This is a genomic window from Kaustia mangrovi, assembly GCF_015482775.1.
GTDB classification, from domain to species: Bacteria; Pseudomonadota; Alphaproteobacteria; order Rhizobiales; family Im1; genus Kaustia; species Kaustia mangrovi.
On sequence record NZ_CP058214.1, the window covers coordinates 1,835,687 to 1,860,777 of the forward strand.

At 62.5% G+C, this 25,091-nt stretch carries 27 protein-coding genes and 2 pseudogenes; 25 read left to right on the forward strand and 4 right to left on the reverse strand.

Annotation, left to right across the window (positions count from 1 at the left end; all coding sequences use genetic code 11):
- Window positions 1-98: 98 nt before the first annotated feature.
- The 3 genes from HW532_RS08555 (at window position 99) to HW532_RS08565 (ending at window position 4,151) form a co-directional block, all read left to right on the forward strand.
- A complete protein-coding gene (locus tag HW532_RS08555) occupies window positions 99-524 on the forward strand; it encodes a hypothetical protein (RefSeq protein WP_213163975.1) in 426 nt (141 codons plus the stop codon).
- A 215-nt stretch (window positions 525-739) separates the two neighbouring features.
- A complete protein-coding gene (locus HW532_RS08560; protein ID WP_213163976.1) occupies window positions 740-3,331 on the forward strand; it encodes a DEAD/DEAH box helicase in 2,592 nt (863 codons plus the stop codon).
- Between the two features lie 487 nt (window positions 3,332-3,818).
- On the forward strand, window positions 3,819-4,151 hold the full coding sequence (locus HW532_RS08565; protein ID WP_213163977.1) for a DUF736 domain-containing protein: 333 nt from the start codon (window positions 3,819-3,821) through the stop codon (window positions 4,149-4,151).
- A 35-nt stretch (window positions 4,152-4,186) separates the two neighbouring features.
- Here the strand turns inward: HW532_RS08565 and HW532_RS08570 are convergent, their stop codons facing one another.
- Window positions 4,187-4,405 (reverse strand): helix-turn-helix domain-containing protein, encoded by a 219-nt coding sequence (locus tag HW532_RS08570; protein ID WP_213163978.1) that lies wholly within the window; start codon window positions 4,403-4,405, stop codon window positions 4,187-4,189.
- Window positions 4,406-4,577: 172 nt separating this feature from the next.
- Here HW532_RS08570 and HW532_RS08575 point away from each other — a divergent pair, with 172 nt between their 5' ends.
- The 3 genes and pseudogenes from HW532_RS08575 to HW532_RS08580 all read left to right on the forward strand — a co-directional run bounded on the left by HW532_RS08575 (window position 4,578) and on the right by HW532_RS08580 (window position 5,697).
- Entirely contained in the window at window positions 4,578-4,850 is a 273-nt protein-coding gene (locus HW532_RS08575) for a DNA -binding domain-containing protein (RefSeq protein WP_213163979.1), read from the forward strand.
- A gap of 132 nt (window positions 4,851-4,982) precedes the next feature.
- Window positions 4,983-5,135, forward strand: a pseudogene (locus HW532_RS22095) (transcriptional regulator domain-containing protein); the annotation flags it as partial.
- A gap of 76 nt (window positions 5,136-5,211) precedes the next feature.
- A complete protein-coding gene (locus HW532_RS08580) occupies window positions 5,212-5,697 on the forward strand; it encodes a DUF2285 domain-containing protein (protein ID WP_213163980.1) in 486 nt (161 codons plus the stop codon).
- A gap of 48 nt (window positions 5,698-5,745) precedes the next feature.
- On the opposite strand, the gene HW532_RS08585 is transcribed toward HW532_RS08580, so the two are convergent.
- Complete coding sequence (locus HW532_RS08585; protein WP_213163981.1) at window positions 5,746-6,483, reverse strand: HEPN domain-containing protein; 738 nt, start codon at window positions 6,481-6,483, stop codon at window positions 5,746-5,748.
- Window positions 6,484-6,761: 278 nt separating this feature from the next.
- On the opposite strand from HW532_RS08585, the gene HW532_RS08590 reads away from it, so the two are divergent.
- The 8 genes and pseudogenes from HW532_RS08590 (at window position 6,762) to HW532_RS08625 (ending at window position 13,656) form a co-directional block, all read left to right on the forward strand.
- Window positions 6,762-7,046 (forward strand): helix-turn-helix transcriptional regulator, encoded by a 285-nt coding sequence (locus HW532_RS08590; protein ID WP_213163982.1) that lies wholly within the window; start codon window positions 6,762-6,764, stop codon window positions 7,044-7,046.
- Window positions 7,043-7,549, forward strand: coding sequence for a DUF2840 domain-containing protein (locus tag HW532_RS08595; RefSeq protein WP_213163983.1), 507 nt, complete (start codon window positions 7,043-7,045; stop codon window positions 7,547-7,549). Before HW532_RS08590 ends, HW532_RS08595 begins: the two co-directional genes overlap by 4 nt.
- Window positions 7,546-8,124 carry a S26 family signal peptidase gene (locus tag HW532_RS08600; RefSeq protein ID WP_213163984.1) on the forward strand — a complete coding sequence of 193 codons (579 nt, stop codon included), beginning with the start codon at window positions 7,546-7,548 and terminating at the stop codon, window positions 8,122-8,124. The genes HW532_RS08595 and HW532_RS08600 overlap by 4 nt, the downstream gene beginning before the upstream one ends.
- Before the next feature lie 13 nt (window positions 8,125-8,137).
- Window positions 8,138-8,485, forward strand: a complete 348-nt coding sequence (locus HW532_RS08605; protein ID WP_213163985.1) for a DUF736 domain-containing protein — start codon at window positions 8,138-8,140, stop codon at window positions 8,483-8,485.
- Complete coding sequence (locus HW532_RS08610; protein ID WP_246479744.1) at window positions 8,472-9,191, forward strand: lytic transglycosylase domain-containing protein; 720 nt, start codon at window positions 8,472-8,474, stop codon at window positions 9,189-9,191. Before HW532_RS08605 ends, HW532_RS08610 begins: the two co-directional genes overlap by 14 nt.
- A 247-nt stretch (window positions 9,192-9,438) precedes the next feature.
- Window positions 9,439-11,196, forward strand: coding sequence for a relaxase/mobilization nuclease domain-containing protein (locus HW532_RS08615; protein WP_213163986.1), 1,758 nt, complete (start codon window positions 9,439-9,441; stop codon window positions 11,194-11,196).
- Between the two features lie 23 nt (window positions 11,197-11,219).
- A pseudogene (locus HW532_RS08620) lies at window positions 11,220-13,228 on the forward strand (conjugal transfer protein TraG).
- Window positions 13,229-13,236: 8 nt separating this feature from the next.
- Window positions 13,237-13,656: a ribbon-helix-helix domain-containing protein gene (locus HW532_RS08625; RefSeq protein ID WP_213163987.1), complete on the forward strand. Its 420-nt coding sequence runs from the start codon at window positions 13,237-13,239 to the stop codon at window positions 13,654-13,656.
- Between the two features lie 37 nt (window positions 13,657-13,693).
- On the opposite strand, the gene HW532_RS08630 is transcribed toward HW532_RS08625, so the two are convergent.
- The gene (locus HW532_RS08630) at window positions 13,694-14,317 is read right to left on the reverse strand and encodes a LysE family translocator (RefSeq protein ID WP_213163988.1); all 624 of its coding nucleotides are present in this window, start codon (window positions 14,315-14,317) and stop codon (window positions 13,694-13,696) included.
- A gap of 238 nt (window positions 14,318-14,555) precedes the next feature.
- Between HW532_RS08630 and trbB the strand changes: the two genes are divergently transcribed.
- The 11 genes from trbB to HW532_RS08685 are packed head-to-tail and all read left to right on the forward strand — an operon-like array spanning window position 14,556 to window position 24,074.
- Window positions 14,556-15,539 carry a P-type conjugative transfer ATPase TrbB gene (gene trbB, locus HW532_RS08635; RefSeq protein ID WP_213163989.1) on the forward strand — a complete coding sequence of 328 codons (984 nt, stop codon included), beginning with the start codon at window positions 14,556-14,558 and terminating at the stop codon, window positions 15,537-15,539.
- Window positions 15,536-15,865, forward strand: coding sequence for a TrbC/VirB2 family type IV secretion system protein (locus HW532_RS08640; protein ID WP_014132718.1), 330 nt, complete (start codon window positions 15,536-15,538; stop codon window positions 15,863-15,865). Before trbB ends, HW532_RS08640 begins: the two co-directional genes overlap by 4 nt.
- Window positions 15,865-16,134, forward strand: coding sequence for a VirB3 family type IV secretion system protein (locus HW532_RS08645; RefSeq protein ID WP_213163990.1), 270 nt, complete (start codon window positions 15,865-15,867; stop codon window positions 16,132-16,134). Before HW532_RS08640 ends, HW532_RS08645 begins: the two co-directional genes overlap by 1 nt.
- 4 nt (window positions 16,135-16,138) lie before the next feature.
- Window positions 16,139-18,598, forward strand: a complete 2,460-nt coding sequence (gene trbE, locus HW532_RS08650) for a conjugal transfer protein TrbE (protein WP_213163991.1) — start codon at window positions 16,139-16,141, stop codon at window positions 18,596-18,598.
- A complete protein-coding gene (gene trbJ / locus HW532_RS08655) occupies window positions 18,591-19,331 on the forward strand; it encodes a P-type conjugative transfer protein TrbJ (RefSeq protein ID WP_213163992.1) in 741 nt (246 codons plus the stop codon). Before trbE ends, trbJ begins: the two co-directional genes overlap by 8 nt.
- Before the next feature lie 6 nt (window positions 19,332-19,337).
- Window positions 19,338-19,610 carry a putative entry exclusion protein TrbK-alt gene (gene trbK-alt / locus HW532_RS08660; RefSeq protein WP_213163993.1) on the forward strand — a complete coding sequence of 91 codons (273 nt, stop codon included), beginning with the start codon at window positions 19,338-19,340 and terminating at the stop codon, window positions 19,608-19,610.
- Window positions 19,611-19,613: 3 nt separating this feature from the next.
- Window positions 19,614-20,909: a P-type conjugative transfer protein TrbL gene (gene trbL / locus HW532_RS08665; RefSeq protein ID WP_213163994.1), complete on the forward strand. Its 1,296-nt coding sequence runs from the start codon at window positions 19,614-19,616 to the stop codon at window positions 20,907-20,909.
- Window positions 20,909-21,592, forward strand: coding sequence for a conjugal transfer protein TrbF (trbF, locus tag HW532_RS08670; protein ID WP_213164486.1), 684 nt, complete (start codon window positions 20,909-20,911; stop codon window positions 21,590-21,592). Before trbL ends, trbF begins: the two co-directional genes overlap by 1 nt.
- Entirely contained in the window at window positions 21,589-22,614 is a 1,026-nt protein-coding gene (trbG, locus tag HW532_RS08675; RefSeq protein ID WP_213163995.1) for a P-type conjugative transfer protein TrbG, read from the forward strand. Before trbF ends, trbG begins: the two co-directional genes overlap by 4 nt.
- Window positions 22,614-23,804, forward strand: coding sequence for a TrbI/VirB10 family protein (locus tag HW532_RS08680; protein WP_213163996.1), 1,191 nt, complete (start codon window positions 22,614-22,616; stop codon window positions 23,802-23,804). Before trbG ends, HW532_RS08680 begins: the two co-directional genes overlap by 1 nt.
- 3 nt (window positions 23,805-23,807) lie before the next feature.
- Window positions 23,808-24,074: a DUF2274 domain-containing protein gene (locus tag HW532_RS08685; RefSeq protein WP_213163997.1), complete on the forward strand. Its 267-nt coding sequence runs from the start codon at window positions 23,808-23,810 to the stop codon at window positions 24,072-24,074.
- On the opposite strand, the gene HW532_RS08690 is transcribed toward HW532_RS08685, so the two are convergent.
- Window positions 24,033-24,950, reverse strand: coding sequence for a LysR family transcriptional regulator (locus HW532_RS08690; RefSeq protein ID WP_246479746.1), 918 nt, complete (start codon window positions 24,948-24,950; stop codon window positions 24,033-24,035). The genes HW532_RS08685 and HW532_RS08690 overlap by 42 nt on opposite strands.
- Window positions 24,951-25,091 lie beyond the last annotated feature (141 nt).

Sequence of the window (25,091 nt, forward strand, 5' to 3'; positions counted from 1 at the left end):
GCCGGTACTTTCCGGCGCGCTGCTTTGCGTTATGCTTCAAATGGCGCCATGGCGCCATGGCGGCTGGCAGAGGCGCTCCGTCCACAAGGAGACCGCCCATGTTCCTTTCCGCGTTTTTGAGCATCATCGGGCTCGGTTTTCTGTGCTGGCTGCTGTTCAACCTGGCCGTCTATGCGCTTCCCTTCTTTGTCGCCATCACGGTTGGCTACTACGCGTTCGAAAACGGCGCGGGACCGCTCGGCGCGATTGCTCTCGCCCTGTTTGCCGGCGTCACGGCGCTTGTTCTCGGACAAATGGCCTTTGCAACCATCCGCTCATCACTCATTCGTCTTTCGCTCGGCGCACTCTATGCTTTGCCGGCTGGCGTCGCCGGTTTCCACGCGGCCAATGGGCTCGCCGAAACCGGCGACGCAGGTGAAACTTGGACGCTCGTCTTCGCTAGTATCGGCGCTATAACCGTGGGCGTTACCGCTTGGACGCGCATGGCGTCTCTGGCAGGACCGGAGGTGCGTGAGTCCGTGTAAATGCTGTCCTTCAATCGCGATTATGCCCGCATCACCCCAAAATAGTTGCGGATTTCAACAGCGGCCGCAATTTTGAGGTTGTTCTGTATGTGCAGCATTGCAGACAACGGAACCACTGGAACAATGGTTGAAGTGTAGGCTATCTTGCAGCCGAGTCTCTACATCGGCGTTCCTCGGCCACAAAACGACAGCCAAACCAGGTATCTCAATCTTCAATGTCATTTAAAAAGAAAAAACCTGGGAGTGCCGCTCCCTCCACGCCGGTTGGACTTCTCCCGCTCCTGACGCGCCGCACCATTCCCGATGCGATGTCGCACCAAAAGGACATGCTTGCGGTATACGCGGAGGACATGGTCGACCAACCCGATGTCGCCATGCAACTCCCGACCGGGAGCGGCAAGACGCTTGTCGGATTGTTCATCGCCGAATGGCGTCGGCGTAAATTCAAGGATCGGGTGGTTTATCTGTGCCCAACCCGTCAGTTGGTAAATCAGACGGTGGCGCAGGCGGAAAAGCAGTACGGCATTGACGCAGTCGGCTTTACCGGATCGCATCGCGACTACGCACCCGGGGATGTTTCAGATTACACGACTGGCGCGAAGATCGCGGTCACCACCTATTCTAGTCTCTTCAACGCATCGCCGTTTTTCAACAATCCGGATACGATCCTTCTCGACGATACGCATGCGGCGGAAAACTACATCGCCAAAATGTGGTCGCTTGAGATACCCTCTGCTGACGGGCCTCTATCGTCGCTCCACGCCGCCCTCGCTGGCGTGGTGAAGCCTTATATCAGCGGCCAATCCTATGCGCGCCTGACCGGCGATTGGGAGGACCGGTTTGACGCGACCTGGGTCGATAAACTGCCGACTGAGACAGTCACCAAGCTCGCGCCTCAGCTAATAGCGGCCCTAGACGCCCATAAGGATGCCAGCAAGGATGTACGGTTCACTTGGCCCTTGCTGCGCGATCACCTTCACGCCTGCCATATCTACCTCGCTTCCCGCGAAATTCTTATCCGGCCATTGGTGCCCCCGACCTGGACACATGCTCCGTTTCACAATGCAAAGCAGCGCATCTACATGTCGGCGACTCTTGGCGCAGGCGGCGATCTGGAACGCCTGACGGGACGCGCAAAGATCGCGCGTATCGAGGCGCCCGAAGACTTTCGCAAGGCTGGTGTCGGGCGCAGATTTTTCATTTTTCCTGGCCTATCTCTCGAACCCGATGCCTGCGAGAAGTTGCGCAAACGGATGCAGAAATATGCCGGTCGCTCGGTCGTCTTGACGCCGAATGCAGTCGCAGCAGAGGCCATCGCTGAGCAATTCGACAATGAAGATGATTTCGAGATCTTCAGCGCTGATGACATCGAGACGTCCAAAGAGGAATTCATCAAATCAAAGAAGGCGGCTGCAATCATGGCCGGACGCTTTGACGGCATTGATTTCCCCAATGATGAATGCCGCCTCCTATGTCTCGATGGATTACCCAAGGCGACCAACGCTCAAGATCGGTTTTTGATGAGCAAAATGGGCGCATCAGCGCTGCTGAATGAACGCACCCAGACGCGCGTTTTGCAGGCGGCTGGTCGATGCACCCGCGCTCTGCAGGATCGGTCCGCGGTTTTCGTTACCGGACACGAACTCCTCGACTATCTCGCCGACGACCGCAACTGGCGTCATTTCCACCCTGAACTCCAAGCCGAACTGGATTTCGGCGTTTATCAGTCGAAGGGCGTGTCTCCGACAGACTTCATGGAGGCATTCAAAAGTTTTTTCGACAATGATGCGAGCTGGGACGAGGCCAATGGCGAGATCGTCAGCGATGCTGATACCAAGGTTCAGCACCCTTACCCGGCCATGAACGAGCTGGAAGCGGTTGTCAGGCACGAAGTCGCTTACCAAAGGGCGCTCTGGTCTCAAGACTTTGAGCGTGCGCTAGAGGAGGCACGCGCCATCACGTCAAAGCTCACGGCGCCGGAGTTAAAGGGATATCGTGCGCTCTGGCACTATCTCGCTGGCTCTGTCAGTCAGATGCTTTCAAAAAGCGCGGACGACGGTGCGGACAAGGCGGCGCGCGAGCAGTTTATCGCCGCCAAAGACTCAGCGCCAAGTGTCCCATGGCTCGCGCAGCTTACTCGCGGCGAAACCTCCATCACGTCCACCGGGGACACGCCTTCGGAGGAGGTCACGGTTCAGGTAGAACGGTTGGAGAACGTCCTTCTAGCATTGGGAACGGCGAGCGAGCACAAATTTGAAAAGCGCGTTAAGGCAATCCTCGACAATCTAGCCGATCCCAAAACCTTTGAGGAAGGCCAACGCCAACTCGGAGATTTGCTTGGCTTCGTTACGGGAAATGGTAAGGGAGACGCCGCGCCCGATCCGTGGTGGCTAGGATCGGCGATGGGCATCGTGTTCGAAGACCATGCGGATGGAAAGGCGAGTACCGTCTTTAGCGCCACCAAGGCCAAGCAAGCCGCGACGCATCCCGACTGGCTACAAGAAAATGAGCCCGAAGCGGATAATCTCGATATGGTTGCAGTTGTTGTAACGCCCTGCACCACCGCCGGGCACGGCGCAAAACCTACGCTTAAAAAGGTTCGCTATTGGTCGCTCGATGATTTCAGGTCTTGGTCAAAGGAGACGATCACGATCATCCGCACATTGAAGATATCGCTTCCGCCAAACGGCGACCTTTTCTGGCGTATGAATGCAGCCGATACGCTGTCAAGCAGAGGCCGAACTCTTGAAACGATCCTTGACACTCTTCCAGTCGCAGCCGACGCAATGACAATTCAAAGCAAATAGAAAAAGATCAGATCAGGTCCGCCACAGAAGGTGCGCTGTTGCCACATTTGTGAGCTGACAATGGGGCTGATCAGATGCCGTTTTGGACGAAGATAGTTCGCACCGTTATCGATCTGCTATTTCCCAAATGACGTCGTTCTTCTACTGACCGATACGAGTGATCGTCACTCTATACATATTGTCGGTAGTTCTCGGTACTCTGACCGCCGTCAGCGTTCTCCTGAACCTCATCACCCACGCCCGACACGGCCTCTCATGGACTGATCTGGCCGGGATCGGCTGACGCCTCGACCGCCTTGGCCGCAACGGCGGGGCCGGATTTTCATCCCCTGGGCGTCGCCCATTCCTCGCGCGTCAAGAAACTCCGGCCCCGCCGTCCTCCGCATGTGCTCCGGGTCCCAGGACTGCGTCGGCGGTCGTCCCGGCCGTGCCGATCGCCATCGAGGCCGCGACGGGCGCGGGCTCGAAAGCCAAAAGGAGAAATGACATGGCCACCATCGGAACCTTCAAGAAGACCGGCAACGAGTTCGTCGGCGAGATCGTCACCCTGAACGTTCAGGCGAAGAATGTCCGCATCGTCCCCGAAGAGGGATCATCGAACGACAACGCTCCCTCGCACCGCGTCGTTTTCGGGAGCGCAGATATCGGCGCCGCCTGGTCCAAGCGCTCGAAAGAGGGCCGCGACTATCTGGGCCTCAAGCTCGACGATCCGAGTTTCACCGCGCCGATCTACGCCAACCTCTTCGACGACACCGCCATCGAGGGGGAAGAGAACTTCAGCCTCATCTGGTCGCGCTCCCGCCGCCAGAACGGCGACTGACGCTTCCGGCGCCCCGCCCGGTGGGCGGGGCGCCTTTAGTCCTGAGCCTGATCGTCGAGAAGTGCAGCCGGCTTCACGTCAAGCGCGAGCGCCGCATGCCAAAGGGTGATGATGGTCACGTTCTGCTGGCCGCGCTCCATCGAACTCACATGGGCGCGGTCGACGCCCATCTTTGCTGCCAGCGCATCCTGGCTGATGCCGATTTTCAGCCGGTAGTGCTTGAGATTCTTTCCAAAAACGTCACGAATATCCATCCGCAAGTAAAATGCGGATCGCGTATTTTGATGCGACGTATTATAATACGCGGACGATAGGCTGGCCCACACGCACCGCAGTCGTCGCCCGGCGGCATTTCAACCGGTCGGCGCTTGCATGCGTCATGGTTTCCGGTTCATTAACAATTGTACCACACTCGTCAGGACACCGATGCCCGCTACCCCGCTTACGATCGCAGATGCCCCGCCGAACGAAGCGGCCGTGACCGTCTATGATCGCGATCACTTCAAGCTTTACATGCGACTTCTCGACGCCAACGATGCCGGAGCATCGCTGGAAGAGGTGTCGTCGGTTTTGCTTGGCATCGACGCGAAGGAGGAGCCGGAGCGGGCCCGCCGCGTACACGACAGCCACCTGTCCCGCGCGCGTTGGATGACCGAACAAGGATATCGGGACATTCTCAGGAACGGTCTTCCCCTGTAATAGGCGGTAGCGATGCACTGTACGCATCGCACGATGCTTGTGCCCGTACTATGCAACCGCCGATTTATGGCGAAACATCCCAACTAGCTGACGCCGTCCAACATTTCGGCGTGTGATTGGGAGAAGTTCGCCATGCCGGCCGACTGGCGCGACGATCACCAATATGATCATTTCGATCAGCTCGACATCTCGGGGCTTGCCTGGGAGTGCCTTCGGCGGAACACGCGCTATCGCAAGGACTACGACATGATGCAGGAGGGCGGCGGCGCTCCAGCCGATTGGGGGTTGCGATTTCCCGGTAGACCCAGAGCTCAACGCGCTTGGCGCTCCCGTCTTCTGGCTGCCTTCCGCCGCGCCCGCCGTGGTTCATCTCATCGCCACTCTGCCGGACTTCGGCGTGACCGCCGCCATTCCTCCCGACAGCATCACAGATCGCAGGACGGACGCCGATGGACTGTCGTGGATGCGATTGAAGAACGGCACCAGTCTCGTCGGCGATCAGGTCGATGATCGGCCCGTAGGTCTCCTGCTTCCTCTCGATGACGCCTGGCCCGTGCGGCTTGCCGCCGCTGACCGGCTGTATCGCCAACTCATCGACCGCGACGCCGATCCGCCGATTACGCCGCATCGGCGCGAGCGTCTGAAACGCGCCCTGCGCACGATCGACGGACGCCAGAGCGGCGCAAGCTATCGTGCTATTGCTACGGCTTTCTTCGGCGCCGATCGCGTCGCCGCCGAACCGTGGAAGACCAGTTCGCTCAAGGCGCAGGTTGCGCGCCTGGCCTCGTACGGCCGAATGATGATCGATCGCGGATACAAGCAGTTGCTGCGAGGGAAGACCAATTAAGTAACTTGAGACGCTCCGATTGCATGGCCCTCTCCAGCACACAGAGAACTACAGCTTATCGCGTGCAACTTGTCTGAGAGCGTCTCTGATAGGCTGAGTTATTTGCCATGGCGCGAAACCGAGCTTGCCGCGAAACTCCTGATGGGTAATCACATCCACCGCTGCTGCAGCCTCAATGAATGACGCCGTATGCTGTCTCAAGATATCTGGCGACAAACGATCCTCGGCCTGCGCATCGCCAGTATGCGCGATTTCACCGCGCAGAGTGACGACGGCATCTAGGCGTTCGCATAGCCCTTCATCCTCTACGAATTCTTCGATTGCACGCGACATCTTGATCCCCAATACTTGTCGAAACAAGCCATTCAAATCTTTCCCTCTTTGACGCACAAATTTGGGTGTATTGAAATCTGGGATGTAATCGTTGAGGCGATCCGCCAAAAGGTCGCGCCACCCGCCATCGGGCAACATTGCAACCTTTTCGAGCAATGGATCTTGATTTCCTTTGTACTGGTTGCCTGCGTACTGAACGAGATCTTTTCGGAGTTTTTCGTCAAGTTGGGAAAATCTAAGGCTCGGTCGAGCATGGATTTTTGCGGCAACCTGTCGACAGACATCTTCACAATAGACTTCCCAACTGGAGATAAGAAGGACAAGCGCACCGTTCAGAAGGCTGTATTTTGTGTTCGGGCCGGGCCGATTGTTGATATCTTGAAAGACATCCGCAATCTCAAGCACCTCCCGCTTCTTTCTACGATTGAAGACGTTGAAAGCTTGGCTGGGCACTGCAGGTTCCTCTCCCCCACTACATATGAACAACTCTTTCGCCGATGTTACCACGTTGCAAGAGGCAGCCAGCAGCAGCAAAAATATCATTGATTAGCTGGACGACGCGGCTTCTTCACATCGAGTTCGCAAGGACCACCAGATCATCCCGCTTTGAAGGGGGTGACGTTGTCTCCGCCCGCTGATCGTCATCCCTCCCGGCGGTGCTTCTGCGCTTTTCTCGTCTCCGACAGTCCCGCGCATCCCGCAGCGGGAAGACCTAACCGGAGACGCGACCCATGCCCGATCCCAATGCCGGACTTCCCCCACGCTATCTGCGAACGCCCGAAGCCGCCCGCTTCCTCGGCCTGTCGGGCCGAACGCTCGAAAAGCACCGCACCTATGGCACGGGGCCGCGCTACTCGAAGATCGGTGGCCGCGTCGTCTATGCGATCGAGGATCTGCAGGCCTGGGTCAGCCGCGGTGAGAAGCATTCAACCTCGGATGACACGGGCGAAGAGGTTCTGCCCGCCAAGCGGCATGCCGCGATCTCGCCCGCCTATGTGCGGAAGGCCCGCTCATGAGCGGCGGCGCCACTGTCGAACTCGTCTGGATCGAAAAGCGGATCGAGCACTGGATTCGCTTCGGTCGGATCGTGCGGACTACGATTCAGACCCGCAGTCGCAGCACCGCTGCATTCGATCCCGGCGCTGTCTTTGCCTTTGTCCGCTGGCAGGCAAATGACTTTGGCACCGCGGTCAGCCGGATCGACATCCTGCGCGCGCCCCGACCGGGCGAGCCCTATGCGACCGTCCCGAATGTGATACCCGGCGGCGACAGTTTGCTGCGCCTGCCCGGCTGGCCCAAGGTCGAACGGGTTTTTCAGATCGTCGATGCAATTGAAGCGCTTGGCATCGACCCGGCGGACGCCGCGCCGGACTACTGGCGCCACGTTCACAACAGACTGTCTGCGGGCCTGGAGCCACGCGGTTACACAGCCGTTCAACATCGCGCCTGGCTGCTGCGCCAGACCTGTCCGCCCGATCCACAGACTTTGCGCGCCGCATCGGCGGAGAGCGCGTCGTGACCCGGTTCGGATACGTCATGTCGACCTGTTTCTCGGTGCTTGCGATCGGCGGGCTGGCCTTCGTCCATGTCAGTCCAAGGCTGATCTGGAACGCCTCCGCGAGCGCGCCCATCGGGCTTTACGCCGTCGCTTCGGATCAAGATCTTTCCATCGGGGATCTCGTCGTTGTCGATCCGCCCAAACCCCTTGCGAGGTACCTGGACGGGCACGGTTATCTGCCCGACGGCGTACCGCTCCTCAAGCACATCGTTGCGCTTCCCGGGCAGCGCATTTGTCGTGACGGCGCCGTCGTCACGGTCGACGACATTACCATGGCGCAGGCGCAACCAAGCGACCGCTTCGGACGCGATCTGCCCATATGGCAGGGCTGCCGTATCGTCGCCAAGACGGAACTCTTCCTCCTGAATCCGAGCCATCCCGACAGTCTCGACGGTCGCTATTTCGGCGCGCTCCCGGCGGACGCCGTGATCGGACGCGCCGTCCCGATCCTCACCGATGAAGACGGTGACGGCCGCTATGTCTGGCGCACCGATCGCGACGTCGGCGCTCTTCCAAATTTATCCGACCGCAAATGAAAGGAACCTACCCATGGCTCAGATCGGTCAATTCAACCGCACGGAAACCGGCTTCGTCGGGCGGCTTCACACGCTCATTTTATACCGCGAACTCACCCTCGTTCCGGCAGTGCCGTCGGACAGCGAGAACGCGCCCGACTATCGCATCCATCATGGTGGCGTCGATGGGCCGGAGATTGGCGCCGGCTGGAAACGCACCGGCGAGAAGGCCGGCGAATATATCTCTCTGCAGATCGACGACCCGACATTCGCTTTTCCGATCCGCGCCAACCTCTTCGAGACGGACGCCGAGGACGGACAATGGGCGTTGCATTGGAACCGTCCCGCAAAGCGTCCCGAGAAGCGTGATGACCACCGCTAAGCCGTCTCGATACCGCGCGTTGGTGGCACGAATAGTCCTCTGTGGCCTGCTCGCGGGCGCCGTCATTCCCGGCGTCGCGCTTGCAGAAACTGCGCCCTCCAGGATGGCGCAAAGCAGCAATCCCTATGCGGTCTATACTGCCGAAGCCTCGCAGCGCTTCGGCATTCCGGCGCAGCATATTCTCGCCGTCATGCGCGTGGAAAGCGCCGGGGATGCGCGCGCCGTCAGCGAGAAAGGCGCCATGGGATTGATGCAGATCATGCCCGGCACCTGGGATGAGCTGCGCGCGCGATACGAGCTGGGGTGCAACCCATTCGATCCGCGCGACAACATTCTCGCCGGCGCCGCTTACCTGCGTGAACTGCATGACCGCTTCGGCGCGCCGGGTTTCCTCGCTGCCTACAACGCCGGTCCGAGGCGCTATGCCGAGCACCTGGCGACGGGCCGTCCGCTGCCCCGCGAGACCCGCGACTATGTGGCAGCGCTGGAACCGCTTATTGGTCTTCCGGATGCAGCAGAACCGCAACAGCAAAGCGCTGTCATGGTCGTGGACTGGCGCGCGGCGCCACTCTTCGCCGCGCATGCTGATCGACAAAGCTCTGCCGATGCAACGCGCCCGAGCGGCGGTGCAGACGCTTATTCTCCGCACACATCAGATGCACCGAACAGCCTTTTCCCACCGAATGACAACGGGGATCAGCGATGATCCCGCTGATCGCATTCCAGCGCGGTCCGTCGCGTTTCAGCGTGTTCCCGGCACGAAGGGCGGAGACGGACGGCGCAACAACGACGGGAGGGCGAGATAAAAGGCGCGGCACTGATGCGCGCTATGTCGTTGTTGTTGTTCGAGATTTTGCCCGCCGCGGCGAGGGACACAGTGCCGCCCCGTGGCCTAGTCAGCTGTTTTCTTGCGGTTTTCGCCGTGCCGCATGCTCGACGGTGGAGCCTTCATCATGAGCGAGCGCGACAATGATCTGCGTATCCGGCCGGGGCGCATCCGCAATAAGGGAACGAGTTCTCGCAAAGCCCAAAGCTTCGTCGGCCAGGTCATGGGCGCCGCACGCAAGGCCGGGCACACCGGATACAAGCTCAACGGTTCGAAGGCGCGCGGACGAAGCTCACAATTCGGCCGCGGTCGCTTTGCCGGCGCGGCACGCGGGCTCGCGCGCACCCAGCGGCGCGTCGTCGTCAAGGCGCGTGTCGTCCGCCATCGCGGCGCGCGCTTTCGCTCCGCGCCGCTCGCCAAGCATATCGCCTATCTCAAACGCGAGGGTGTGACGCGCGATGGCCGTGAGGCCGGTATGTTCAGTGCCGACGCGGACAGTGTCGATGATCGCGGCTTCGCCGAGCGTTGCGAAGAGGACCGGCATCATTTCCGCTTCATCGTCTCGCCCGAAGACGCCGACCGTCTCGAGGATATCCGCGCCTTCACGCGCGACCTGATGAAACAGGCCGAGCGCGATCTCGGCACCAGGCTCGACTGGATCGGGGTCGATCATTGGAACACTGACAATCCCCATGTGCACGTGCTGGTGCGCGGCCGTGCCGAGAACGGAAAAGACCTCGTCATCTCTCGCGACTATATCCGCCGGGGGTTCCGCGGTCGCGCCGAGACGTTGGTCGAACTGGAGCTCGGGCCGCGCAACGAACGCGAAATTGCCGCGGGGCTTCAGGCCGAGGTCACGGCCGAACGCTGGACGGGCCTTGACCGCGCGCTGCAGGGCCTCGCCGATGACGCCGCCGACGTCGCCGATCTGCGGCCCGGCGCACCGGAGCCGCGCGATCCGGAATTGCGCAAACTGCTGATCGGCCGCGCGCAGACACTGGAACGGCTCGGTCTCGCGGACAGGCTCGACCCCGCGGTCTGGTCGCTGAAGCCTGGCGCAGAACAGACATTGCGCGATCTTGCCCAGCGTGACGACATCATCAAGACCATGCACCGCGCCATGGGGGGTGGCCGCGAACGGGCGCAGGCGGATTTTGCGATCGAGGCTGCGCCTGATGCTCCCGTGCTCGGTCGGCTGGTCGAACGCGGTCTTCATGACGAGTTGAGTGGCGAATCCTATGCCGTGATCGACGCTGTCGACGGCCGGGTCCATCATCTGCGGTTCCATGATCTCGACGCCGCAGGCGACACGCCCGAAGGCGGCATTGTCGAAACGCGGGTCTGGCGTTCAGGCGACAGCGGCCGCCAACGCATGGCCCTGGTCGGCCGCTCCGATCTCAACGTAGAAGCCCAGATCGGTGCCAACGGCGCGACCTGGCTCGACCGCCTGCAACTGGCAAGGGATCAGACGCCGCTCAGCATGGGCGGGTTCGGCGCCGAAGTTCGGGAGGCGCTGGAGCGGCGTGGCAATCATCTTGTCGCCGAGGGATTGGCTGAGCGGAACGGCCAACGCATCACCTTTGCCCGCGACCTTCTGAAGACGCTGCGCGAACGCGAGCTCGACACGACGGCGGCGAAGATCGAAGCCGAGACGGGCCTGCCCCGTCGCAACTCCGCCGAGGGCGAGCGCGTCACCGGGACCTATCGCCAGCGCCTCGACCTCGCCTCGGGCCGTTTCGCCATGGTCGACGATGGCCTCGGCTTCGAACTCGTGCCCTGGAAGCCCCAGCTCGAACGCCATCTCGGTCAAACCGTGTCGGGGACGATGACGCCCGGCGGCGGGATTGACTGGAGCCTCGGCCGCAAACGAGGCCTCAGCCTCTGAGCGCTGTACCGGAAGGAGAAGACATGCCGATCAAGACCCAGCAAACGCAGGCTGCCAGGATCCTCTGGGGCCAGATCATCATCGTCACTCTGGTCGCCGTCAGTTTCATCTGGGCGGCGACGCAGTGGACGGCGTGGCGGTTGGGCTTTCAGCCTCAGTTCGGCGCGCCGATGACGGAGGTCCTCGGCTGGCCTGTCTATCCGCCCTGGAGCTTCTTTGTCTGGTGGTACTTCTATGACGCCTATGCACCACGCGTGTTCGTCGAAGGTGCCATCATCGCCGGCAGTGGCGGGATTGCCGCGATCGCCGTCGCCATTTTTCTCTCCGTCCTACGCGCCCGCGAGGCCCGGGACGTGACCACCTATGGCTCGGCCCGCTGGGCGGAACGCAGGGATGTCGAAGCGTCCGGACTGCTCACCCCCGACGGTGTGGTGCTCGGCCGCTTCGAGAACCGCTATCTCCGGCATGACGGTCCCGAGCATGTCCTGTGTTTTGCGCCAACCCGCTCCGGCAAGGGCGTCGGGCTCGTGGTGCCGAGCCTGCTGACCTGGCCGGGCTCGGCCATCGTCCATGACATCAAGGGCGAGAACTGGGATCTCACGGCCGGCTGGCGATCGCGCTTTTCCCGCACCCTCCTGTTCGATCCGACCGATGCGAAGAGCGCGGCCTACAATCCGCTGCTCGAAGTCCGGCGCGGCGACAGCGAGGTGCGCGACGTTCAGAACATCGCCGATATCCTGGTCGACCCCGAAGGCCTGCTCGAACGCCGGAACCATTGGGAGAAGACAAGCCATTCGCTGCTTGTCGGCGCGATCCTCCATGTCCTCTATGCCGAAGCCGACAAGACGCTCGCCGGCGTCGCCGCCTTGCTCTCCGATCCAGGACGACCGGTCGAGTCGACGCTTGCAGCCATGATGCGCACGCCCCATCTCGGCGACCGACCGCACCCGGTCGTGGCGCAAGCCGCCCGCGAACTGCTCAACAAGGCCGAGAACGAACGCTCGGGCGTGCTGTCGACCGCGATGAGCTTCCTCAGCCTCTATCGTGACCCGGTCGTCGCCAAGGTCACCAGCCGCTGTGATTGGCGGATCGAGGATCTTGTTTCCGGGGCCGGCCGACAACGCTCTATCTCGTCGTGCCGCCCTCCGATATCAGCCGCACCAAGCCGCTGGTCCGGCTCGTGCTGAACCAGATCGGACGCAGGCTGACTGAAGAACTGAACACTGACGGTAAGCGCCATCGCCTGTTGCTGATGCTCGACGAGTTTCCGGCGCTCGGACGGCTCGATTTCTTCGAAAGCCAACTCGCCTTCATGGCGGGCTATGGGCTCAAGGCTTTCCTCATCACCCAGTCCCTCAATCAGATCGAGAAGGCCTATGGCCAGAACAACGCCATCCTCGACAACTGCCATGTCCGGGTGAGTTTCGCGACCAATGACGAGCGCACCGCAAAGCGCGTTTCCGACGCCCTCGGCATGGCAACCGAGATGCGGGCCATGAAGAACTATGCCGGGCACAGATTGTCGCCCTGGCTCGGCCATCTCATGGTCTCGCGGCAGGAAACAGCGCGCGCGCTGATGACTCCCGGAGAGATCATGCAATTGCCGCCGGACGACGAGATCGTGCTCGTCTCCGGCGTACCGCCGATCCGGGGGAAGAAGGCGCGTTACTATGCCGACCCGCAGTTCAAGTCACGCATCGTCGAACCGCCGCAACTGGTTGCCGATCACGCCGCGCCCGACAAACCGCAAACGGATGATTGGAGCGGACAAGCTACCATCGCTGCGCCCAAGCCCGGGAAGAAGGCCGTCCGCGAGGGGAATGAGGACAGTGACGGCGGCATCCGTCGCGAACCGGAACTGCCCGAGCATGAAGACATCGCACCGGAACGAACAACGCCGGCACGGGAAGAATTTGCAGGCCTCGACGATGAGCCGGATGATGATGCGCAGCGTGCCCGGCAGATGCAGGGACGGTTCAAAAGCGTCGCGCGCCAAGCCTCTCTCGATCCCGATGACGGCATCGAACTTTGAGATTCGCCATGAAAAAGGACCGACTCAATGTCTATTTCGACCCATCGCTGACAGCGGAGCTGGAAGCGTTGGCAGCACGTCGCAAGGTTTCCAAATCGCAGGTCGTGGAGGCGGCGCTCGCCTCTTATCTTTCGCCGGATGCCGCTGACCAGCGCGAGGCCGCTATCACCCGGCGGCTTGATCGGCTGACCCGCGCCGTCGAACGCCTGGAGCGCAACCAGACGATCACCACGGAGGCGCTAGCGCTGTTTGTACGGTTCTGGTTGACGACGACTCCGCCGCTGCCCGACACAAACCGCGAGGCGGCGCAAGCCAAAGGCCGGGAGCGCTATGAGGGTTTTGTGGAGACGCTCGGCCGGCGTCTTGCCAAGGGGAATACGCTGGTTAAGGAAGTTTCGGAGGACATCACAGGTCATGGATCCGAGTAGTGACAGCTTCGAGCCCACATCAGACTCAGATCAGGCGCTATGCAGCACCCCGGCCGGGCTGGCGGCTGAAGAGAAGCAGCAGTCCAAAGGCAATCATGCCGCCCCCGGAGGCCCGTTGAAACCAATGTAGCTTCGTTGAAGCGAAGGCAGCCGCAAAACGTCCTGCCGTCGCGTAGATCAGTATCGCGATGGCTTCGAGCGCGATGAAGACAGCACCGAGCAGCGCGTAGCTCATCCAGTAATTCGACGTGTCGACGAACTGGGGAAAGAAGGCGGCGAAGATGAGGATTGCCTTGGGGTTGCTGATAGCCACAAGAGCCTCACCGCGGAACGCCCTATGAAGCGTTGGTTTCATGGCTTCGGCGTCCCAATCCGCCTCTCCCGGCACACTCCGTAGTAGTTTGATGCCCAGCCAGACGAGATACGCAGCGCCTACGATCTTCACCGCGTTGAAGACCAACGCAGAGGCCGACAGCAGTATGCCGAGGCCCAAAGCGCTTGCCGTGATCATCGGAACGAAGATACCCAACCGGGCAAGACTTGCCGTGAATGCAAAGGGGACCCCTCTCTGTGCCCCATGGGTCATAGCGAGAAGGTTGTTCGGACCGAACGCGATATTTAGCGCGAAGCACGCGGGCAGGAACACGAGTAGATCGGGCATGGTGGAAGTATCCTCGTCTTTCCTCCCCGTATGCCTGATCGAAGGTCAGCCTGCAAAGGCCCAAACCAAGGCCGCGAAGAAAGGTCAGCTTCGTCCGCAAAGCCACCTTCATTCGATCCTACACCTTACACAGCTTCCTGCCTTTATACGACACCGCCCTACTACGCCTTCGCGACTGTTGCCGATGACCAAATAACGGTCTTCTTGATGAGCCCCGTGACCAATTGCGGGGCCGCGAATGACCGACCAACCTTTCAGAACCGAAGCGATCGAGCGCGGCTCCCGCATGCTTCGCACGGCGCTCGGGCCGCATGTCGCCACCTGGCTTGCGGACCCGGGCGTCGTCGAGGTGATGCTCAACCCCGACGGCCGCCTGTGGGTCGACCGGCTGAGCGAAGGGCTGGCCGACACTGGCGAAAACCTTTCGGCGGCCGATGGCGAACGTATCGTGCGACTGGTCGCGCACCATGTCGGCGCGGAAGTCCATGCCGGAGCCCCACGCGTCTCAGCGGAGCTGCCGGGAACAGGGGAGCGGTTCGAGGGCCTGTTACCGCCCGTGGTCGCCGCGCCGGTCTTTGCGATTCGCAAACCGGCCGTCGCAGTCTTTACGCTCGAAGATTATGTCGGCGCCGGGATCATGCCGGACGATGCAGTGGCGGCATTGCGCGACGCCATCGCGTCGCGCGCCAATATCCTCGTCGCCGGAGGCACCTCGACCGGCAAGACCACGCTTACCAATGCGCTGCTGGCGGAAGTCGCCAAATCCTCCGACCGCGTCGTTCTGATCGAGGATACGCGCGAGCTCCAATGCCTGACGCCGAACCTCGTCGCTCTGCGAACCAAGGACAGCATCGCGTCGCTTTCCGATCTCGTCCGCGCCTCGTTACGTCTGCGGCCTGATCGCATTCCGATCGGCGAGGTGCGCGGCGCCGAAGCGCTCGATCTTCTGAAGGCCTGGGGCACCGGCCACCCCGGCGGCATCGGCACCATCCATGCAGGCTCAGCCCTCGGTGCGCTGCGCCGCCTCGAACAGCTCATCCAGGAAGCTGTCATCACCGTGCCCCGCGCGATGATCGCCGAGACGATCGACCTGATCGCCGTCCTCGCGGGCCGCGGATCGGCGCGACGGCTGTCCGAACTCGCCCGTGTCGAACGCCTCGATACGAGCGGCGACTACCAAATCCAACCGCTTCTTCACCCCCAGACAGGAGACCAACCATGACCAGAACCACCATTCTTTACCCACGCTGGCCGCTCTATGCGACGGCCCTCGCAGTCGGCGTTCTACTTGCTGCGCCCGCCCATGCGGCGGGCTCGGGCATGCCCTGGGAGGCACCGCTCCAATCGATCCTGGAATCGATTGAAGGACCGGTCGCCAAAATCGTCGCTGTGATCATCATCATCATTACCGGTCTGACGCTCGCTTTCGGCGACTCCTCGGGCGGCTTCCGCCGGCTGGTGCAGATCGTCTTTGGCCTGTCGATCGCGTTCGCCGCATCGAGCTTCTTCCTGTCCTTCTTCTCCTTCGGCGGCGGAGCGCTGATCTGATGGAGGGCGCCGCCGAGATCCCGGGTTTTTACGCGCCCGTTCACCGCGCGCTGGTCGAACCGATCCTGCTCGGCGGCGCGCCGCGTGCGATCGCCATCGCCAACGGCACGCTCGCGGCCGCAGTCGGCCTTGGTCTCAGGCTCTGGGTGGTCGGGATCGCGCTCTGGCTCGTCGGCCATCTGCTCGCGGTCTGGGCTGCCAAGCATGACGCCCAGATCGTCGACGTTGCCCGGCGGCATCTTCGTTTTCCAACCTGGTTCGGAGTCTGAGCGGATGATGCGCCTCGCCGAATACCGCTCCAAAGCCTCCTTGCTCGCCGACTTCCTGCCCTGGGCAGCGCTCATTGGGCCGGGCATCATCCTCAACAAGGACGGCAGCCTGCAGCGCACTGCCCGGTTTCGCGGACCGGACCTGGACTCCGCAACGCCGGCGGAACTTGTCGCTGTCTCGGGACGGCTGAACAATGCCCTGCGCCGGCTCGGCTCCGGCTGGGCTGTCTTCGTCGAAGCGCAACGACTGCCCGCCCGGGACTACCCACTCTCGCAATTTCCCGATCCTGTTTCGGCTCTCGTCGATGCCGAGCGGCGCGCCCAGTTCGAAGAAGCGTCGAGCCATTTCGAGAGCGCCTATTTCCTGACCTTCGTCTGGATGCCGCCGGCGGACGACGCCAGCCGCGCCGGGCGCTGGCTCTATGAGGACGCGCCAGACAAGGGCCCGAACCCGCAGGAGCATGTCACAAGCTTTACCGCGCGCACGGATCGTCTGCTCGACCTCCTGGACGGCTTCATGCCGGAAGCGGTCTGGCTCTCCGACGAGGAGACGCTGACCTATCTCCATTCGACGATTTCAACCCGGCGCCAGCGCGTGCGCGTCCCGGAAACGCCGATGCATCTCGACGCGCTCCTGGCCGACAGTGCGCTTGTCGGAGGATTGGCGCCGAAATTGGGTGACGAACATCTCCGTACGCTGACCATTATCGGTTTCCCGACCGCCACATGGCCAGGCCTGCTCGACGAACTCAACGGCCAGGTCTTCGAATATCGCTGGGTGACCCGCGCCGTCTGCCTCGACAAGACCGACGCGACCAGGCTCCTCACCCGCATTCGCCGACAGTGGTTCGCCAAGCGCAAATCCATCGCCGCGATCCTGAAGGAGGTGATGACCAACGAGGCCTCGACGCTGCTCGATTCCGACGCATCGAACAAGGCCGCCGACGCTGACGAAGCCCTGCAGGAACTCGGCGCGGACATGGCGGGCGCCGCCTATGTCACGGCTACGCTGACGGTCTGGGACGAGGACGAAGCGGTCGCCGAGGCCAAGCTGAAAGCGGCCGAGAAGGTCATACAGGGTCGCGATTTCACCTGCATGCCGGAAACCGTCAACGCTATCGAAGCCTGGCTCGGTTCGCTGCCCGGCCACCTCTACGCCAATGTCCGCCAGCCGCCGGTCTCGACTCTCAATCTCGTGCATATCATCCCGATCTCGGCGGTGTGGGCGGGGCCGGCGCGCAACGATCATCTGGACGGCCCGCCGCTTTTCTATGCCGAGACGGAGGGCTCGACCCCGTTTCGCTTCTCGATGCATGTCGGCGATGTCGGCCATACGCTGGTCGTCGGCCCCACCGGTTCGGGCAAGTCGGTCCTCCTGGCGCTGATGGCGCTGCAGTTTCGGCGCTATCCCGACGCGCAAGTGTTTGCCTTCGATTTCGGCGGTTCGATCCGCTGTGCGACGGTTGCCTGCGGGGGCGACTGGCAAGATCTCGCCGGGGCGCTGTCGGAGGATGAGGCGGCCGTCCAACTCCAGCCGCTCCGCAATATCGACGAGACGAACGAGCGCGCCTGGGCGCAGGATTGGCTGTCCGGCTTGATCGCGCACGAAGGCGTCACTGTCGATCCGGTGGCGCGGGATCATCTCTGGTCGGCGCTGACCTCGCTCGCCTCGGCGCCGGTCGAGGAACGCACCCTGACGGGCCTCTCGGTTCTGTTGCAGTCGACCGAGCTCAAACAGGCGATGGCGCCATTCTGTCTCGGCGGCCCCTTCGGACGGTTGCTGGACGCCGAGATCGAGGAACTGGGAACAGCCGACTTTCAGGCGTTCGAGACCGAAGGGCTGATCGGATCGGCCGCGACCCCCGCCGTGCTCGCCTATCTGTTCCATCGGATCGAGCAGCGCCTCGACGGACGCCCGAGCCTGATCATCGTCGACGAAGGCTGGCTCGCGCTCGATGACGGCACCTTCGGCGGTCAACTCCGCGAATGGCTGAAGACGCTGAGAAAGAAGAACGCCTCCGTCCTCTTCGCCACCCAGTCGCTGGCCGATATCGACAATTCCGCTATCGCGCCCGCCATCGTCGAGAGCTGCCCGACGCGGATTTTTCTGCCGAACGAACGCGCTTTCGAGCCGCAGATCGCCGACATCTATCGGCGCTTCGGTCTCAACGAACGCCAGATCGAGATCGTCGCGCGGGCCATGCCCAAGCGTGACTATTACTGCCAGTCGCGACGGGGCAATCGGCTCTTCTCGCTCGGTCTCGGTGAGGTCGCGCTCGCCTTCACCGCGGCATCCTCCAAAGCCGACCAGGCCGCCATCACCGACATCCTCGCCGAAAACGGGCGGGACGGCTTCGCCGCTACCTGGCTCGCCCGGTGCGGCCTCGACTGGGCCGTCGAACTGCTCGGCCCGGTCCCCGATCCAGATCCTTCACCTCAAACGCAGGAGAATACAGATGCGTAAGAAACTCGCCGCTATATTGATGTCCAGCACCATCGCTGTCGCCGCGACCCAGCCGGCCCATGCACTGTTCGGCTTCGGCGACATCGTGTTCGATCCGTCGAATTACGCCGAAAACGTGCTTACCGCCGCGCGGACACTCGAACAGATCAACAATCAGATCAAGCAGCTCCAGAACGAAGCGCAGATGCTGATCAATCAGGCGCGCAATCTCGCGAGCCTGCCGCATTCCTCGCTCGCCCAGCTTCAGGCAACGATCGCCCGCACCCAGAATCTCCTGAACGAGGCGCAGAGCATCGCCTATCAGGTCTCCGAGATCGAAACAGCTTTCAACAAGCAGTATGGCGACGCGGCCGCGAACGGCGATTTCGCCGACATGATCGCCAACGCCGAAGCGCGCTGGCGCACCTCTGTCGCCGGATACGAGGACGCCCTGAAGGTTCAGGCGGGCGTGGTCGACAATATCGAAGGAACGCGCACCGAGCTCAGCAATCTTGTTTCCCAGAGCCAGGGCGCGACCGGCGCCCTGCAGGCAGCCCAGGCCGGTAATCAACTTCTCGCGCTGCAAAGTCAGCAGATGACCGATTTGACCGCCGCCATCGCCGCGCAGAACCGCGCGCAGGCGCTGGACGCGGCTCGCCGGGCCTCCGCCGAGGCTCAGGCCCGCGAGAACCTTAATCGCTTCCTCGACTATGGAACCGGCTACGCGCCGACCACCGTCACCATGTTCCGGTAGGGACCGATGCGCCGCTCCCCCGACCATATTCTTCGGCTCATCGCCCTCGGCCTCGGCGGTCTCGCGGCGCTCTTCGCAGCCGTCGAGCTTGCCAACACCATCGCTCCGGAAGCGCCGGTGGAGCCGTCGGCGGGCGAAGATCCATTGCAGGAAGAACTAGCGCGGTGCCGGACGATGACGCCGGAAGATCTGGACACCGATACGGTCTGCCGCGCCGCTTGGGCCGAGCATCGTCGCCGCTTCCTCGGTCTGCCTGCCGACAATACCGAGGAGGAATAGACGATGGAGGGCGTGGGCGTCATCGATCGGTTCCTGCAGGTCTTTACCTCCTACATCGACTCCGGCTTCGGTCTGCTTGGCGGCGACGTCGCCTTCCTCGCGACCACGCTGATCGTCATCGACGTGACGCTCGCCGCATTGTTCTGGGCCTGGGGCGCCGACGACGACATCCTCGCTCGGCTGATCAAGAAAACGCTCTTCGTCGGCGTCTTCGCCTACATCATCGGCAACTGGAACACGCTCGCCCGCATCGTTTTCGAAAGCTTCGCCGGGCTGGGTCTCATCGCCTCGGGCGGAGCCTTGAGCGCCACCGAGCTTCTCCAGCCGGGCCGCATCGCCGAAATCGGCCTCGAGGCCGGTCGGCCGATCCTCGCCTCGATTGCCGAACTGATGGGCTTCGTCTCCTTCTTCGAGAACTTCATCCAGATCTCGATCCTGCTGTTCGCCTGGCTCGTCGTTCTCCTCTCCTTCTTCATTCTGGCGATCCAGCTCTTCGTTACTCTGATCGAGTTCAAGCTGGCGACACTGGCCGGCTTCATCCTCGTGCCCTTCGGTCTCTTCAACAAGACCGCCTTCATGGCCGAACGCGTGCTCGGGCTGGTGATCTCGTCCGGCGTCAAGGTGCTGGTGCTCGCCGTGATCGTCGGCATCGGTTCGACCATTTTCGGCGAGTTCACCGCAGGCTTCGCAGGCGAGCCGACCATCGAGGACGCCATGGCGATCGTGCTCGCCGCGCTCTCCATGCTGGCGCTCGGCATTTTCGGCCCCGGCATCGCCAATGGGATCGTCTCAGGCGGACCACAGCTCGGCGCTGGCGCCGCGGTCGGAACCGGTCTCGCCGCAGGCGGCATGGCAATGGGTGGCGTGGCGGGCGCAAAGCTTGCCGCCGGTGCGGCAGGCGCTGGGGCTCGTGGCACCGCGGCGCTGGCTGGCGGGGCATCGACCGCCTACCGCGTGGGCAGTACGGCCGCTGGCGGCGGCGCTCCCGGTGTCGCAGCAGGCATAGCCGGCGTCGGACAGGCCGGTGTCGATGCCGCGACGAGTCCGCTCCGCCGCTCGATGAGCGAGAGCTACCGGTCCGGTTCGCGCGCCGCCTTTGAGGCCACCGGCGGCAAGTTCACCGACGCTCCCCAAAGGTCGGCGTCCGCGCCAGGATCATCAAGCGGGCCGCCCGCCTGGGCGCGCCGCATGAAACACCAGCAGACCCTTCACCACGGCGCTGCCACCGCCGCCCATGTCGTTCGCTCCGGCGATCATGGCGGCGGCGGGACCGCTGTCAGCCTTTCGGAGAAATCATGATGTTCCGTCGCCCGAGCGTTCGCTATTCCAAGACACCCGAGCCCGTCACGCCCTATCAGAAAGCCGCCCAGGCCTGGGACGAACGGATCGGTTCGGCGCGCGTCCAGGCCAGGAACTGGCGGTTGATGGCGTTCGGGTCCTTGCTGCTGTCAGCCGGGCTCAGCGCAGCCTTGGCCTGGCAATCCATGCAAGGGACGATCACGCCCTATGTCGTCGAAGTGGATCGGCTCGGCTCGGCGCAAGCCGTGGCGCCCGCGACCGCAGACTACCGCCCGAAAGACCCGCAGATTGCCTATCACCTGTCGCGCTTTATCGAGAATGTGCGCCAGATCCCCGCCGATCCGATCGTGCTGCGCCAGAACTGGCTGCGCGCCTATGACTTCACCACCGACAGAGGGGCGGTCGCCCTCAACGACTATGCCCGCGTGAACGACCCCTTCGCCAAGGTCGGCGAAACGCAGATCTCGGTCGAGGTCTCCAGCGTCATCCGCGCTTCGGAGAGCAGTTTCCGCATTGCCTGGATCGAGCGCCGTTACACGAACGGGCAACTCGCTGCGACCGAGCGCTGGACCGCCATTCTCACCATCGTCCTGCAACAGCCGCGCGACGCCGAGCGCCTGCGCAAGAACCCGCTCGGCATTTTCGTCAACGCCATCAACTGGTCCCGGGAGACTGCCCAATGACAAGAACACGTTCGCCTCGCAAAGCCTCCATCGCCGTCCTTTTGGCCGCCACCGCCTTGTCGGGATGCGCGACCTTCAAGCCGCCCGAAATCGCCTATGACGAACCCGCCATCGAAGCGACGCTTCTCCCGGAACCGGAACGGCCGGTGCGGATCGTCGAGCGAACCGAACCACTGCCGCTACCGGGGCAGCTCAAGCCGGTTGACGGAGAAGAAGAACCGGAATCCACCGATCCTGCCGAACGCGTGACCGAGGCGAACGCCGCCGCCCGAATGGAGCCGGTGCGCGACGGTTTCATCAATGCCGTCCAGCTCTATCCATATAGCGAGGGTGCGCTTTATCAGGTCTATGCCTCGCCAGGCCAGATCACCGACATCGCCCTGCAACCCGGCGAGAAGCTGACCGGCTCCGGTCCGATCGCCGCCGGCGACACCGCCCGCTGGATCATCGGCGATACGCAGAGCGGCTCGGACGATTCCCAGCGCATCCATATCCTCGTCAAACCGACACGGCCCGACCTTCAGACCAATCTCGTCATCAACACCGACAGACGGACCTACCATCTCGAACTGAGGGCGAACCCGTCCGCCTATATGGCGTCGGTCTCCTGGACCTATGCCGAAGACGCGCTGATCGCGCTCAGGCGACGCAATGACGAGGCGGAGGCTGCGCTGCCGATCGAACGCGACGTCGCGCTCGACTCTCTGCGCTTCCGCTACCGGATCGAAGGCGACCGCGCGCCCTGGCGGCCGCGGCGCGCCTTCGATGACGGGCGGCAGGTCTTCATCGAGTTTCCGCGCGGGATCGGTCAGGGTGAGATGCCGCCGCTTTTTGTCATTGGGCCCGAAGGCGAAGGCCAGCTCGTCAATTACCGCATCCGCCGCAACTACATGATCGTCGACCGGCTCTTCGCGGCCGCCGAGCTACGCCTCGGCGACGAACAGAAGCGAGTACGGATCGTCCGCACCGACGGTGTGCGGCAGAGAGTAGCCGCACACCATTCTTCTGGTGGAGGCCGCTAATGAGCGAGAAAACCGAGAAAGGGCCGGAGATCGATGACGGGAAGGACATCGCCGCGTCACTGAGACTGCGCGCCGATCCGCCGCGTGTGATGCGGCTTTCACGCCGGACGCTCATGGTTCTGGGAACGGTAGGCGGTCTTGGGCTCGGGGCCATCCTGATCGTTGCGCTGCAGAACCGCGAACCTGTCGATGGTCCGCAAGAGCTCTATTCCACAGAGCGCATTCAGGAAGCCGAAGGCCTGTCGCGCCTCCCGGCGGATTACACGGATGTGCCGCAGCTCGGCCCGCCACTGCCTGGCGAACTCGGACGGCCGATCCTGTCGGCTCAGCAGCGCGGCGAGCCGGTCCCCTCACCAGTTGTCACCACCCCGGCCGCCGATCCGGAGGAACAGCGCCGCGCCCAGGAAATGGAAGCGGCTCGCCTCAGCCAACTCTTCGCCGATGCCAACACCACCGTTCGGGAACCACCGCAAACCACGCAAGTGGCTGCGGCTCCGCCCACCGCCGAGTCATTCTTTCCCGCCAATGCGGCTTCGGCTGCGCCGGACGCGACGGAACGGCGCGAAGCCTTTCTCGACCAACCTGTCGATCGCCGCACGAGGAGCACTGACCGGCTTGCCGATCCGCCGAGCCCTTATGTCGTCCAGGCCGGCGCGGTCATTCCGGCGGCGCTTGTTACCGGCCTTCGTTCTGATCTTCCCGGCCAGATCACCGCTCAGGTGACATCCCATGTCTATGACAGCCCGACCGGACGTTTCCTGTTGATCCCGCAGGGATCGCGCCTCATCGGCGAATATGACAGCCGCGTCGCCTTCGGGCAGAGCCGCGTGCTGCTGGCCTGGACGCGGCTGATCCTGCCCAACGGCCGCTCCATCACCCTCGAACGCCAACCCGGCGCCGACGAAGCCGGCTACGCCGGGCTCGAAGATGGCGTCGATCATCACTGGGGCCGCTTGCTCATGGCGGCCGGGCTCGCCACCATACTGAATATTGGCGTGGAGCTTGGCGCCGACGATGATGACGACATCGCCCGCGCTATCCGCGAGGGGACGCAGGACACGATCGGTCGCGCCGGCGACGAAATTGTCCGCCGTCAGATTTCAATTCCACCGACCCTGACCATTCGACCGGGTTTCCCGGTGCGGGTCATGGTCACCCGCGACCTCATCCTTGAACCCTATCGGAGCTGATCCATGACCAAGCTGAAACTCGGAGCAATTCCTGACGACAAACCCGTCAAACTGAACATCGAACTGCCCGCCCACATTCATCGCGATCTCGTTGCCTATGCCGAATTGCTGGCGCGCGAGACGGGGCAGAAGAACGAGCCAGCCAAGCTCATTGCGCCGATGCTGGCACGGTTCATGGCAACCGATCGCGGGTTCGCCAAGACACGGAAGGAAGGCAGTCGTAGGACGTCAATGAGTGGAGCCAAGCCAACGGGCGACGGTGCCGTTTGACATTGATCGCGCCATACTCAGCAGACGGCGAAGCGCCGGATTGTCATTCCGGGGCGACCACACAGCGCAGAAGGGAAGGACTTCTCCTGCGATCGGTCGATACGCGACGCCGGGAAACTGCGCGACCGTCGTTGCTTCACTGGTGAGCGTCATCCCACGTCCTGCCGCTACGAGGGACAGGATGTTGTCGCGACCGACCTGCTGCGGATTGATCTCGGGACGATGACCTAGATCGGCTAGCCTCTGCACTAGATAGTCATGGAGCTCCGGACCTGGCGCCACGTTGCTTACAACAAAGCTCTCGCCTGCAAGATCGGACCAGTCGAGTTCTTCTTTTCTCGTAAGCGTATGGCCTTTTGGCAAGGCGGCAAAGACGCGCTCCAACCACAGAGTAACTGTCTCGCACTCCGACCAATCTCGCGTTCCGGTGACGAAGGCGACGTCCAGTGCGCGTTGCCGGATCGCCGCAACATGCTCATCCGGGTTACCATCGGAGAGGTCAATCCGAACACCGGGATGGCTCTTGTCGTAGGCCTGCAGAAGTTCCGCGAGAAACCCCGAGGCGAGTGAAGAGAAGATCCCCACCCGTAAGCACCCATTTTCACAGCATCCGATCGCGGCGACATCCTGGATGCCACTACCGATCTGTTGAAGCGCTATGCGCACTCGATATAGGAAACGCTCACCCCCAATGGTCAAGTCGACGCCGCCAATATGTCGATGGAACAGGGAAGCGCCGAGCCGATCCTCAAGGTCACGAACTGCACGGCTAACCGTCGATTCCTGAACGCCGAGCGCCGCAGCGGCCTTCCGAAGGCTGCCATGTTCTGTGGTGGCAACAAAGTATCGCAGGTGACGCAATTCGATGGCGTGCAAGCACCGCGAACGATGGGTACTCTGCGTCTCATATGTAGAGGCTTGTGCGGGAGGCCCTTCGCCTCCAGCTGATTGAGCACCCAGGCAGCCTCTATGCCTCTGACACGTCACTGGCGAAGTTCCATGCGCCCTGCAGCTTTG

Coding starts and splice junctions, on each gene's coding strand:
- HW532_RS08555 (WP_213163975.1), top strand. CDS start 99: ATGTTCCTTTCCGCGTTTTTGAGCATCATCGGGCTCGGTTTTCTGTGC.
- HW532_RS08560 (WP_213163976.1), top strand. CDS start 740: ATGTCATTTAAAAAGAAAAAACCTGGGAGTGCCGCTCCCTCCACGCCG.
- HW532_RS08565 (WP_213163977.1), top strand. CDS start 3,819: ATGGCCACCATCGGAACCTTCAAGAAGACCGGCAACGAGTTCGTCGGC.
- HW532_RS08570 (WP_213163978.1), bottom strand. CDS start 4,405: ATGGATATTCGTGACGTTTTTGGAAAGAATCTCAAGCACTACCGGCTG.
- HW532_RS08575 (WP_213163979.1), top strand. CDS start 4,578: ATGCCCGCTACCCCGCTTACGATCGCAGATGCCCCGCCGAACGAAGCG.
- HW532_RS08590 (WP_213163982.1), top strand. CDS start 6,762: ATGCCCGATCCCAATGCCGGACTTCCCCCACGCTATCTGCGAACGCCC.
- HW532_RS08595 (WP_213163983.1), top strand. CDS start 7,043: ATGAGCGGCGGCGCCACTGTCGAACTCGTCTGGATCGAAAAGCGGATC.
- HW532_RS08605 (WP_213163985.1), top strand. CDS start 8,138: ATGGCTCAGATCGGTCAATTCAACCGCACGGAAACCGGCTTCGTCGGG.
- HW532_RS08610 (WP_246479744.1), top strand. CDS start 8,472: ATGACCACCGCTAAGCCGTCTCGATACCGCGCGTTGGTGGCACGAATA.
- HW532_RS08615 (WP_213163986.1), top strand. CDS start 9,439: ATGAGCGAGCGCGACAATGATCTGCGTATCCGGCCGGGGCGCATCCGC.
- HW532_RS08625 (WP_213163987.1), top strand. CDS start 13,237: ATGAAAAAGGACCGACTCAATGTCTATTTCGACCCATCGCTGACAGCG.
- HW532_RS08630 (WP_213163988.1), bottom strand. CDS start 14,317: ATGCCCGATCTACTCGTGTTCCTGCCCGCGTGCTTCGCGCTAAATATC.
- trbB (WP_213163989.1), top strand. CDS start 14,556: ATGACCGACCAACCTTTCAGAACCGAAGCGATCGAGCGCGGCTCCCGC.
- HW532_RS08640 (WP_014132718.1), top strand. CDS start 15,536: ATGACCAGAACCACCATTCTTTACCCACGCTGGCCGCTCTATGCGACG.
- HW532_RS08645 (WP_213163990.1), top strand. CDS start 15,865: ATGGAGGGCGCCGCCGAGATCCCGGGTTTTTACGCGCCCGTTCACCGC.
- trbE (WP_213163991.1), top strand. CDS start 16,139: ATGATGCGCCTCGCCGAATACCGCTCCAAAGCCTCCTTGCTCGCCGAC.
- trbJ (WP_213163992.1), top strand. CDS start 18,591: ATGCGTAAGAAACTCGCCGCTATATTGATGTCCAGCACCATCGCTGTC.
- trbK-alt (WP_213163993.1), top strand. CDS start 19,338: ATGCGCCGCTCCCCCGACCATATTCTTCGGCTCATCGCCCTCGGCCTC.
- trbL (WP_213163994.1), top strand. CDS start 19,614: ATGGAGGGCGTGGGCGTCATCGATCGGTTCCTGCAGGTCTTTACCTCC.
- trbF (WP_213164486.1), top strand. CDS start 20,909: ATGTTCCGTCGCCCGAGCGTTCGCTATTCCAAGACACCCGAGCCCGTC.
- trbG (WP_213163995.1), top strand. CDS start 21,589: ATGACAAGAACACGTTCGCCTCGCAAAGCCTCCATCGCCGTCCTTTTG.
- HW532_RS08680 (WP_213163996.1), top strand. CDS start 22,614: ATGAGCGAGAAAACCGAGAAAGGGCCGGAGATCGATGACGGGAAGGAC.
- HW532_RS08685 (WP_213163997.1), top strand. CDS start 23,808: ATGACCAAGCTGAAACTCGGAGCAATTCCTGACGACAAACCCGTCAAA.